The sequence below is a fragment of the Paraglaciecola sp. IT1134 genome (assembly GCF_058068185.1).
Genome location: NZ_CM176486.1, coordinates 2284526 through 2296859 on the forward strand (window position 1 = coordinate 2284526; position 12334 = coordinate 2296859).

General features: G+C 45.3%; 9 protein-coding genes and 1 pseudogene. All 10 read left to right on the top strand.

Annotated elements, in window-relative coordinates; translation table 11 throughout:
- The first annotated feature begins 81 nt into the window (after window positions 1-81).
- Window positions 82-828 (top strand): ABC transporter ATP-binding protein, encoded by a 747-nt coding sequence (locus AC3RV5_RS09945; protein ID WP_489731767.1) that lies wholly within the window; start codon window positions 82-84, stop codon window positions 826-828.
- Window positions 825-1601 carry an ABC transporter permease gene (locus tag AC3RV5_RS09950; RefSeq protein WP_489731768.1) on the top strand — a complete coding sequence of 259 codons (777 nt, stop codon included), beginning with the start codon at window positions 825-827 and terminating at the stop codon, window positions 1599-1601. The genes AC3RV5_RS09945 and AC3RV5_RS09950 overlap by 4 nt, the downstream gene beginning before the upstream one ends.
- Window positions 1602-1831: 230 nt before the next feature.
- A complete protein-coding gene (locus AC3RV5_RS09955) occupies window positions 1832-4141 on the top strand; it encodes a TonB-dependent receptor (RefSeq protein WP_489731769.1) in 2310 nt (769 codons plus the stop codon).
- A 152-nt stretch (window positions 4142-4293) separates the two neighbouring features.
- Entirely contained in the window at window positions 4294-6441 is a 2148-nt protein-coding gene (locus AC3RV5_RS09960; RefSeq protein WP_489731770.1) for a TonB-dependent receptor, read from the top strand.
- Window positions 6442-6464: 23 nt separating this feature from the next.
- Window positions 6465-7472 (top strand): ABC transporter substrate-binding protein, encoded by a 1008-nt coding sequence (locus AC3RV5_RS09965; RefSeq protein ID WP_489731771.1) that lies wholly within the window; start codon window positions 6465-6467, stop codon window positions 7470-7472.
- Complete coding sequence (locus tag AC3RV5_RS09970; protein WP_489731772.1) at window positions 7459-8325, top strand: ABC transporter permease; 867 nt, start codon at window positions 7459-7461, stop codon at window positions 8323-8325. The genes AC3RV5_RS09965 and AC3RV5_RS09970 overlap by 14 nt, the downstream gene beginning before the upstream one ends.
- Window positions 8318-9058: an ABC transporter ATP-binding protein gene (locus AC3RV5_RS09975; RefSeq protein WP_489731773.1), complete on the top strand. Its 741-nt coding sequence runs from the start codon at window positions 8318-8320 to the stop codon at window positions 9056-9058. Before AC3RV5_RS09970 ends, AC3RV5_RS09975 begins: the two co-directional genes overlap by 8 nt.
- A gap of 244 nt (window positions 9059-9302) precedes the next feature.
- A pseudogene (locus tag AC3RV5_RS09980) lies at window positions 9303-10430 on the top strand (DUF3422 family protein).
- Between the two features lie 260 nt (window positions 10431-10690).
- Window positions 10691-11848, top strand: coding sequence for a porin (locus AC3RV5_RS09985; RefSeq protein WP_489731774.1), 1158 nt, complete (start codon window positions 10691-10693; stop codon window positions 11846-11848).
- A 49-nt stretch (window positions 11849-11897) separates the two neighbouring features.
- Complete coding sequence (locus AC3RV5_RS09990) at window positions 11898-12218, top strand: EthD family reductase (RefSeq protein ID WP_489731775.1); 321 nt, start codon at window positions 11898-11900, stop codon at window positions 12216-12218.
- Window positions 12219-12334 lie beyond the last annotated feature (116 nt).

Consider the following 12334-nt stretch of genomic DNA (forward strand, 5'->3'; position numbering starts at 1 on the left):
TATTAAACCGTCAGCGAAGGGCGAACATCCTATGAGTTGCCAAACACTATCCGTATCTAAAAATGATGAGGGCTCAACAGCATGAAGATCCAGAGTCCAGCGAGTATCACAGTAAAAAACGTGTCCTTTAGTTATGCTAAAACAGTGGCACTTGATTCGATTAACGTGCATGTGCAGTCAGGTATTAATCTCATGCTCGGGCCAAATGGTGCAGGTAAAAGTACCCTGTTTTCCTTGCTCACCGGCTTACTGACCGCCCGCAATGGTTCAATTGAAGTCACTGGACTCGATTTCAAAAAACATCGCTCAAATATCATGCAGAGCTTGGGGGTAGTGTTTCAGCAAAGTACCCTTGATCTGGATTTGAGCGTACAGCAAAACTTATTTTACTTCGCCTCGTTGCACGGTATCGCCCCAGCGAGAGCCCTGCAAAATATTGCTCCTATGCTTGCCCAGCTCGAATTGAGCGACAGATTACAACACAAGGTCAGAACCCTTAATGGGGGGCACCGCAGACGTGTAGAAATAGTCAGGGCGCTCATTCACCAACCCAATGTGTTACTACTTGATGAACCCACGGTTGGATTGGACATTGAGAGCCGGGCATTGATTATCAAGCATGTTAGAGCTTTGGGTGACAGTGATGGGCTTTGCGTACTATGGGCCACACACCTGATAGATGAAATAAGACACAGCGATCCGTTAATTGTGATCCATGCAGGCAAGATAAAAGCGCTAGGTGTAACCGAGCAACTATGTCAGAAAAATCACGTCGCTAACGTGAGCCAACTCTATCGTAAGTTAACAGGGAGCATGGAGGCGATATGAATTCATCAGCTTATCTGTACTGTTTTAACGGCATTGTGAAGCGTGAAATGTTACGTTTTTTACAGCAGCGTACACGCTTAATCAGTGTATTAGTTCGACCACTGCTGTGGCTGGTGGTGTTTGCTGCGGGTTTTCGCTCGGCCTTGGGGGTGTCTATCATGGAGCCCTACGGTACCTATATTACCTATCAAGAGTATATCACCCCTGGTTTAGGGGGCATGATCATCTTATTCAACTGCATGCAGAGTTCGTTGTCCATGGTGTATGACCGGGAAATGGGCAGCATGAAGGTGTTATTAATGAGTCCTATTCCTCGTTCATTTTTACTTTTTAGCAAGCTGGTTGCAGGGGCGATTTTATCGACCTTACAAGTGCTTATTTTTTTGTTTGTTACCCGCCTTGTTGGGGTAGAAATTGAACTGTGGGGCTACATCACCGCAATACCTGCGATATTCCTAATATCGTTTTTTTTAAGCGCATTAGGGTTGATGTTAGCCAACTTGATTACCCAATTAGAGAATTTTGCCGGGGTAATGAACTTTGTGATTTTTCCGATGTTTTTCTTATCCAGTGCCTTGTATCCCCTGTGGAAAATGCAAGAAGCCAGCCTGGTACTCTATTGGATATGCCAACTGAATCCCTTTACCCATAGTGTTGAATTACTGCGCTTTGCTCTATACGGACAAGTCAATATGCTGGCGTTATCTGTGGTGCTGCTAGCCTCTATTGTGTCATCGGTGATTGCCCTTGCCACTTTTCGCGGCCGGGGCTAACGAGGTAATACTCATGTGTAGTACTGAACGTAAAAATGGCGGCAAAATCTACGGCTATCTTTGGCAGGAAAACTCTCCTACTTTAGGCTGGTTTTTTTTGTGCGGTTATTTTTAACTACATGAGTTTATTGAAATTATTTTATCTCTGAGTCATTTTTAGAATAAGGATCTCTTAAATAATCGCTAGATTTCATTACACTGTTTGCAAACATAAGGCTGTGGTGATGATAATGAAATATTTAGTAGCGGTAGGTGTGTTGTTCAGTTTGGATGCACTCACAAATGAAGTAGCCAGCTTGGAAACCATTAATATCATCGGCCAGAATCCACTGTTCAGTGAACAATCTACCACCAGCATAATTGGCAGCATTCAATCTATCTCTGGGGAAGCACTCACAGAGAATAACGTTACCTCACTGTCGCAACACATGAAAAACCGCCTGTCGAGTGTGCATATCAATGATGTACAGAACAATCCGTTTCAGCCTGATGTGCAATACCGTGGTTTTACTGCCTCACCATTGTTAGGTTTGCCTCAAGGAATTTCTGTATATTTAAACGGTGTAAGGTTTAACGAGCCCTTCGGCGATACGGTTAACTGGGACCTCATTCCTTTGGCTGCACTAGATAATGTCGCGTTGTATTCTGGCTCGAACCCCAGTTTTGGGCAAAATACCTTGGGCGGTGCGCTGAATATGCGGGTTAAAAATGGCTTCGTGTACGATCAAAATGCAATGGACTTGCAATTGGCTAGTTTCGGTCAAAGACAACTCACCCTGCAAAGCGGCGGCAATCAGGATCGCTGGGGATATTATGTGGTGCTTAATCGTTTACACGAAAACGGTTGGCGTGACTTTTCCGCTAGTGATCTTAAACAGTTTTTATCTACCCTGACTTACCGCGGCGAAACTCATCATGTGGACATGTTGTTGTCGGCCAATGATAACGAATTAACCGGCAATGGCGCGGTTCCCGAGCAACTACAAACGATAGAGGGCAGCGCCGCAATTTATACCTACCCAGATAAAACAGAAAATGATTATCGCATGGTTGCGCTGAACACTCAGTCAATCCTGGGTAATGGCTTCAAATTACAGACTAACAGTTATTTTCGCCTTAACAATATTGATACCACTAATGGTGATGACAGCGATTTTGATGTATGTGAGTTTGATAGTGTCGTTACTCTGTGTGAAGAAGAGGATGATGAGCTTGAGAGGGTTGGTTTTGTGGGTTATTCCTCTGATACGTTTTTCAGTGAAATTTCAGATATCGATGCTGATTCAATCGATGGCACCTTGAATCAAAGCGCCACTCAAAACAAAAGTTACGGCTTAGCTATGCAGTTTTTGTACAACAAAAAGACAGCGCAGGTTGAACATGAATGGGTCTTAGGCGGCGGCATCGATCAGGCGGATATTGATTTTGTTAGTGATACCGAATTTGGCATCTTGCACAACAGCACCGCTGATGACGACCGTTCGGTTTCGGCAACGGGATTTTTCGACACTGGCTCGCAAGTCAGGTTGGGCGTGAAAACCTATAATCATTATCTTTACGGGGGATATTTTGCGCGCTTAGATGATCGCTGGTTGCTCAGTGTGTCGGGGCGTTATAACGCCAATAAAATATCCATGCATGATCGTATCGATGTGGGGGACGGCTCGCTAAATGGCGAGCACGACTTCAATCGATTTAACCCTGCAGTCGGCTTGCAATATATCCTAAGCCTGCGATGGACGGCATCGTTAAGTTACAGTGAGGCGTCCCGTATGCCCAGCCCAGCTGAGCTCAGTTGTGCAGATGAAGATGACCCCTGTAAATTACCAAATGGTTTTGTGGCGGATCCGCCTTTGAACAAAGTCGTCGCCAAAACCCTTGAGGCGTCTCTCGATTACCAGGCAAACGGCAACACTATCAGCGGTACGCTGTATCGGACCAAAAGCACCGATGATATTATCTTTCAGCAGGCGGGTGTTACCCAGTCTCAGGGCTATTTTATCAATGTTGATGAAACCAATCGCCAGGGCGCGGAACTGTCATTTTTACGCAGCAGCGAAAGCCTGACGTTTGGCGCAAGCTACAGTTACTTAGACGCTACGTTCGAGTCACCATTTGTATCTTTTAGCCCAAATAATCCGTTTGGTGGCGACCGTCAAGTCGAAGCGGGTGACAATATTCCTGGTCAACCGAAACATCAGGTGAAAATGCACAGCAATTGGGATATAACTGATGCGGTTAGCTTAGGGGCTGAATGGCTATTTGCGTCATCGTCATATTATCGCTCAGATGAAGCGAATGAGCATAAAAAAGTGCCATCTTATGCTGTGGCTAACCTGTATGTGAATTACCAGGTTACTCAAGCTACCACGCTATCTGCGCGCGTCGATAATGCGTTCAATCGTCAGTACCATACCTTTGGCACCTATGGTGAACCCGATGAAGTGCTAGGTGAGGTACATCTTGAAATAGACGAGCCTTATTTCATTGGACCGGCTAGCCCTCGGGGAATATCGGTTAACATGCACGTTCAATTTTAGTTGTTATTCACTCCTCATTTAATTGTTATGTATGCGTCAAAGGTAGAGATTCCGCTACAATTGACGAGAGTAGTCATACTAAAGGAGGAAAGAATTTAGGCGAGGCTAGCAATAGGATAAACCTTCATTACCGGACACGTAGAGAGCCATTGATGTTTCGAAGATCTATTCAAAATCTAAGCCCTGTATTCACGTTATCACTTATTGCAGCGAGTGGTTTTGTTGATGCCAATACCGATAAAAACGACTTGCCCGCACTATCTGCTGAATCAGATGTCATCGTCGTGACAGGTACGCGTCAAGCATCTGATTTACTCACACTTTCCGGTAACTTAGAGCGCATTATTGAGCGAGATATTCAGTCAGTACGTTCGGTCTATCCCAGTGATTTGTTAAATCAGGCAACAGGGGTACACGTGCAGGCAAATAACGGTATGGAGTCGTTACCATCGCTGCGCTCACCTGTGTTAACCGGCCCTGGTGCTGCAGGAGCTTTTTTGTTTCTTGAAGACGGCATTGCTACGCGTTCGGCTGGGTTTGCTAACAACAATGCGTTATCTGAATTAAATCTCGCCCAAGCAAAAGAAGTTGAAATTGTGCGTGGCCCTGCCAGTGCAATTTATGGCTCTAACGCGGTACATGGCGTGGTCAATGTGATTGGCAAGGAAGTGCGGGACGCAGGGGATATTTCGCTGATGGCAGGCCCGAATGAGCAATATCAACTGCAGGGCAGTATCGGGAAAATATTTGGCGATCATGGGCTCAGTGTTAATACCCAAATTATTGACGACGGGGGATACCGTGACAACAGCGAGTTCCAGTCGGCAAAAGTGGGCTTACGCCATGAATACAGTTATGACAAAGACGCCATAACCACCACTGTTTCAGGCTTTGTACTTGACCAAGATACCGCGGGTTTTATCGCATCTGGTGATAATGGTGAGGGCTGCTATAGCTCTATCTTTGCTGACGACGTACTGTACAAAGATAGTGACGCCATGGAGAAAAACTGCGATCAAGATGCCTATCGTAAATGGTCATCTTTGCGTGTAGCCAGTAAATGGCAGCGGGAGTTGAGCCAAGATGGCTATTTTCAAATCACTGCGTATTTACGTACCAATTCGATGGAGTTTCGTCAGCATTACTTACCCTCTGAAGCCATTGAAGAAAATAGTCACTCGAGTGTCGGTGTAACCAGTAGTTATCACTGGCGCGTAGACGAAGATTTAGCGCTTATCATCGGCACTGATGCTGAATGGACCGCTGGGGAGCTGACCGAAACCCAGCAAAAAGCCAGTACTTTTGGCTTTGGTAAGGCGCGTCAGCAGGGTGTGCATTATGACTACGATGTGGATGTATTTACCATCGCACCTTATATTCAAGCTGATTGGCAATACAACGAACGGCTAGATTTCTCAGCCAGTGTCCGCTTTGATGTCAATGACTATGATTACGATAACCTTATCGCTGATGGCACCACAAAAGCGGATGGCTCTAGTTGTGTGGACCGTGACAATGAAGCTGTGCCTTGCTTGTATCAGCGCCCTGAAGACAGTAACGACAGCTTTGAAAATTTCAGTGCCAAGGCAGGGTTTAATTATCGAATAGCGCCTGATATGGCTTTGTTCGCCGACTGGTCCCAAGGCTTTAGAGCACCGCAGACCACTGATTTATACCGGATTCAAAACCAGCAAGTTGTCGGGCAAATTGACTCTGAGAAAATACAGAGTCAAGAAATTGGTCTGCGTGGCCTAGGGAAAACACTTAACTACGAATTGGTTATGTTCTATATGACCAAAGATCATTTCTTTTTTCGGGACAGTAATGGCCTAAATGTCACAGACGCTCAGACATCCCACAAAGGCGCAGAGCTAGGACTTGATTACCCCATTCTCGACAACCTCAATTTGGCGGTTAATTACACCTACGCAATACACCAATACGAGTCTGATCGTCAAAGCAGCCAAGTGGTCAAAGGCAAAGATATTGATACTGCTCCGCGGCAACTGGCGAATGTCAGGCTAGCTTGGCAACCGACAGTTACAACGGATCTTTCTCTTGAATGGGCACACGTGGGCAGTTATTACTTAGATCCCGCAAATGAACATGAATACCAAGGCCATGATGTTGTCCAGCTACGGGGTCAACTGGCATTAAACGACCGGGTGACGTTTCTTGCGCGCATAGAAAATTTATTTGATGAGCGTTATGCCAGTCGGGCTGATTATGCTTTTGGTGCGTATCGCTTCTTTGGCGGCCAGCCCAGAGCGTTGCATTTAGGGATCGCAGCAACATTCTAATTCGGTGTACAAGGATAAAAGACATGTTCAATATTTTTACTGTTCTACTGCTTTTCACCAGCTTTTGTATTCAGGCGGGCAATCTTCCCGATGTGCGCTTAGGCGTATTGAAATATGGCACGGTGAACTGGGAAGTGGACGTGATTAAACAGCACAAATTAGATGAAAAATATCACTTTAATTTGCATGTTGTTTCACTAGCCAGTAAGAATGCCTCGGCGGTGGCCCTGCAAAGTGAAGCCGTTGATATCATTTTAACGGATTGGCTGTGGGTTAATCGTCAGCGTTTTAATCAGAAAAGCTTTACTTTATTTCCCACGTCGATCGCTACAGGTGGCTTGTATGTTCCTGCAGATTCAAGCATTGAAGATGTGACTGGATTGCGCGGACATAAAATAGGCATTGCGGGTGGTGAAGTAGACAAAAATTGGTTGCTTTTACAAGCGTACTCGCGCAAGAAATATGGTTTTGATATCAAAACAGAAACCTTACCAAGCTTTACCTCACCAGCGCTGCTCAATGTATTGATGTTACGCGGCGAGCTGGATGGGGGGATTAATTTTTGGCACTACGGTGCAAGATTGAAAAACCAAGGTTTCAAGCTACTTATCACTGTACCGCAGATGTTAGCTGAGCTTCAAATTGATGCCGATGTACCCTTATTAGGCTGGGTATTTGATGAGAATTGGGCACAACAACATCCGCAAGCTATTCAGGGTTTCTTGCAAGCTTCATTGGAGGCGAAACAGATTTTATACTCGTCAGATGCACAATGGCAACGTATACGCAAACTCACCAAGGCCGAGGATGATTCTGTGTTTTCCACCCTCAAAAATGATTATCGCGCAGGCTTGCTTCATCAGTTTGGCCCGGATGAGATCGACGCCAGTAAGCAAATTTTTAAGGTGTTAGCCGAGCAAGGTGGACAAAGTCTGGTGGGCAAGGCGACATCTTTGCATAAAGGCACATTTTGGACGATTAATGAAAGCCAGGTGACCTTAATACCGACTGAAGATCATGAAAGTTACTAGTGATCTACCGCAACAAAATAGTCTTGCTCATGGCGCCAGCCAAAAGATGAAGGGCTTCTCGGGGGGTGACGCCATCACAAAGGCCAGTGCCATAACGAATGGGCTGCTTGGCAGGCTGGCTAAGCGATTAATGGGCATAGTCGCGCTCGGGTTAGTCTGGCAATGCGCAGCGTTGTGGGTGTCTAGTCCGGATTTTCCGACTTTTTTAGCCGTACTCGAAAGTATCTACTTTCATCTGAGTGAAGGAGATATGGCGGCTAATCTGCTTGTTACTCTCAACAGGGTCTTCATCAGTTTTACTATCTCGATGATTTTAGGTGTTTTGCTTGGCGTGGTGATGGGGACGCATTATAGAGTGAACAAACTGACTGATTCAGCCCTCATCATCGCGTTGAATGTGCCGGCATTGGTGACCATATTGCTGTGTTACATTTGGTTTGGTTTAGTAGAAAGTGCAGCAATAGCAGCAGTGATCCTTAATAAAGTGCCGACTGTGGTGGTGATGATACGAGAAGGCGCTCGGGTAGTAGATCAAGATTTACTCGCCGTCGCCAAGGTTTATCGACTCTCGGCACAAACGACATTTTTCCGCGTGTTTTTACCCCAGCTTTATCCTTACATAATGGCATCTGCACGCTCCGGGCTGTCGCTGATATGGAAAATAGTGCTGGTGGTTGAACTGCTTGGCCGCAGCGATGGGGTAGGTTTTGCTCTAAATACGCAGTTTCAGTTTTTTGATATCAGCGGAATACTGGCATACACCTTTGCATTTATCAGCATTATTTTATGTATTGAAGCATTGATTTTCAGGCCGCTTGATAAATGGATTGCAAGGGGAGGAACCCATGGGTGAACTCGAGGTGCACATTGAAGATAAGCAATTCTCGCATTGCACAACGGTACTCCAGAACATCGATTTTACTCTGGCGGCTGGGGAGTTTGTGGCCATCATCGGGCCCTCCGGTTGCGGCAAGACAACCTTACTTAATATGATCAGTGGGCTAGAATCATGCTCTGCCGGTAGCATTATGCTCAACGGGGAACCCCTTGCCGGTGGGCACAATACCCACATCGGCTATATATTTCAGCAACCACGTTTGATGCCCTGGTTAACAGTTCGCCAAAACCTGCAGTTAGTTGCACATACTGCTACGCCTGAAGAAATGGGGGCGCTGCTGCACAGTGTGGGGCTAGCCGGTAAAGAAGATTACTACCCCAGGGAACTATCTGGAGGAATGCAACGGCGAGTCAGTATTGCCCGGGCTTTCTTGATTAACCCGCAACTGCTATTGCTTGATGAGCCATTTAACTCACTCGATGCCCCAACAGCTGCCCGTTTGCGTTTGTTGCTGATTGAGTTTTGTCAACGCCAGCAGTGCAGCGTGGTGTTTATTACCCATGATTTGCATGAGGCAATTTACTTAGCTGATCGCATACTGTTTTTGAGTGCACCGCCGAGTCGCATTGTGCATCAAGAACACGTTACTCTGGCGCGTCCACGAAGTGAATCTGGTATTAACGAGCTTAAGTGGCAAGCAAAACTCATGGCTAAGTACCCTGACTTACTTGCTGGGCGTGTTAACTAAGATGATTTCGAGGAATGTTGTGGGTTCGTAGTGGCAATTCAGCTCACAAAATACACACGACAAAGCATAGGGGAACATAGCCAACCTCGGCTTTGGGTGTCAGAACATCGCTCAGTAATTACACAATAGGCCATCGCTGAAAATTGCTATCTCGACTTCTATTAGTCACCTTGCTGTGCGGATTTCTGAGCAAGAGCGCCATCAGTAATTTGTTAAGCTCTGTGCGTTATGTACGGGCTACAATGTGAACCCACCGGCGGCAGATGCCTGTTGCTATTACCAAAATTTTGGTGGGTTTGACATTCGCTGGGAGAAGCATCTCGAATTTTCCAGTTATACCTTTATCAGAGCAGGCATCAGCCCCTTATTATTCGATGGTTACGCCATCGAGTATGTACCTCGGCAATAGTTTGATGAATTAGTCGGTGAGCTGGTCAGCGCGGTCAATCTTGTTATTTGCGATACTGAATTGACTGAACAGAGACGTAAAAAGACCTTCGAAGGTAGTCAAGTTCTTGGTAGTAAGGTGGCAAATGGCCGGGCCAGCGTATTTGCGTCTTTTCGTTTGCACAGAGATGGGGTTGGCCGTTTATATGTTCAATCACACGGATTAACCGATTATCAGGCTGGGCGATTAATTCAGCACTTGTTAGAAATTGAAACTTATCAAATGATGGCGCTACCAAGTCTGCCAATCGCTAGAGAGTTGGCGCCTAAGGTTGCGGATATGGAACAGCGCCGTGTCAGTATTAACAAAAAAATGGCCCATGTGTTTCATCACGATGACGGTCAAATGTTAGAGAGTCTTTCGAGTTTAGCCAGTCAAACTGAGCAGTTTATTGCCGATATCAGTTATCGATTCAGTGCCACGAATGCCTATTATGAGCTGGTGTGCGTACGTCTTGACCAGTTAAAAGAACAAGATATTTGCGTTATTGAGGGAATTGGCGAGTTTGTTACCCGAAGACTAAGCCCAGGGATCAGAACATACCAAGCATTAACTCATCGGTTGCACGATCTCACATGTCGTATTGAGCGGGCCAGTGGTTTACTCAGAGCCCGTGTGGATTTATCGATTGAGCAGCAAAATCAAAAACTGCTCCAGGCCATTAATCAAAGGGGAGAAGTGCAGTTGCGCCTGCAACAAATGGTTGAAGGGGTGTCGATTGTTGCCATAGTTTATTACTCAATGGGTTTACTGGATTACCTACTTAATGCGTTTAATTCGTTTGGATTGCCAGTCGATAAAACATTAGCAAAAGGAGTAGCGGTGCCGATTTTCTTACTCCTCACTCGGTTAACCATGCGCTATGTTGTCAAGGTTATTAAAAAAACAGTCATTAGTATAAACAATATGGCGAATGTACCATAAACATGATCACGCGCCTGTTCCGCAACGTTCCTATCGAGTCTTCCATCAAGTTTATCGTTACGGGATAAAGCATAGGATCAGGTGAGCGGTTCGTGTAACGGGTTTATCTGTGCAAGCCAAAAAACCGTCTCCCTCCTTAAGTACTACGTCTATCTCGTCATCCTAAATAACACGATATTTCGTTAAGTTGACGAATATTCGAATGCGCCTCGTCTTTATATTATTCCGTTGAAAGATAATAAAAAACGGGAAACACAATCATGAATAATGTAATCAAGTATGGATTTATCTCAGCAGCAATTGCATGGGCAACTAGCGCGAATGCAAAGATTGAAGTCTACGAGAAGGACGGACTTAGTTTTAGTACCGACGGTTTAGTGAATGCCTTTTATTCCAATAGTTCGATCGAACACACTGACGCAACTGGGGCTCAGAGCGATAGAGACCAATCGCGGGTGCGAATGGGCTTTTTACCCAATAACGTGGGCTTTAATTTTGCCAACCAAATGTCTGATATGAAAATTGAAATGCGCTCATCTTTTTGGGTATCGATAAATGATACTGACAACAATCGTGATGCGTCTCCGGCTGATCTTGGCACCGGCTCACTTATCGATGTTCGCCAGTTTTACGCCACTATCAGTGCTGATTGGGGAGAAGTGTTGATTGGTAAGGACTTTGGTCTTTTTAACCGCTCTAATATTCTCAATGACGAGTTATTACTCGGGTTTGGCCAAACATCTGATTTTTTTGGCTTGGTCGATGGTGGAAACGTATCATTTGGTAATATTAGTACGGGCTACACTTATCCATTTCCAAAGGCGCAAATCACCTATCGCTCCCCTGAATTTAGTGGTTTTAAAATTGCGCTAGGCTTGATGGACCCGAATAAAGTGGCGGCAGACTCTTCTGAAGATTTACCGCGTTTTGAAGCCGAATTAACATTCAACTCCACTTTTGAAGGGGGGGCGTTTAAAGGCTGGTTAAGTGGCGTGAGTCAATCAAGTGAAGTTGATGGCGAGGCTCAAGACCAGTCAGGGGTAGGTTATGGAGCCAATATCAAATTTGCTGGATTTGGATTCACTGCATCAGGTTTTAGCACTAAAGGGTTGGGGCATGTGGCTGGATTAGATCAAATCGTCGGGGCACAAACCATTGAGACTGACGGCATGCTGATCCAAGCTTCATATACTATAGATGCCCATCGATTTGTGTTAACCCATGGCCAAACCGAGGTGGAAAATACTAATAGCATTCTTGATGCCAAACATAAAAATACCGGAATCGCCTATTTTAACACCATACGCTCTGGGCTTACCGCTGTGTTTGAATATAACCATACTCAGGCTGATGTGGCGGACTCCCTCGTGAAAGAGGACAACGATACACTCTCTATTGGGGCCGTGGTGATCTTCTAACCGGGTCTTTAACGAGTGTTTATTTTACGACTAATAAGAAAGGTATGTAATGAAAAACGTTAAGTTAATAGTTTTGTACCCACAACCCACTGACGTGGATACTTTCAACGAAGATTACCAGCAACATCTTAAATTATTCCACCGGGAAATGGATATTCCTGTTGGGCCTGACGTGCCTTACAGTGTGACGCGTTTCGCTTCAGTAGGTGATGAAATTCCTAAATATTATCAAATGTTTATGATGCCATTTACCTCTATGGCTGCCTTACAACGAGCCTTGGATAGTGCACAAATGCAAGAAGTAGCGGGGGATGCTGTGCGTATCTCATCAGGCGGTACGCCGAGTATTTTGATGGGTAAGGATGAATAAGCCCGCGTTTGGAAATCCAGCACGGGAAAGTGATACATTTTGCCGTGCCATTGAGTGTTAAAAAAGGGTTAAAATACTGGTTGTTGAGGTCACATTTAGGGTAGAATAAGCTATTC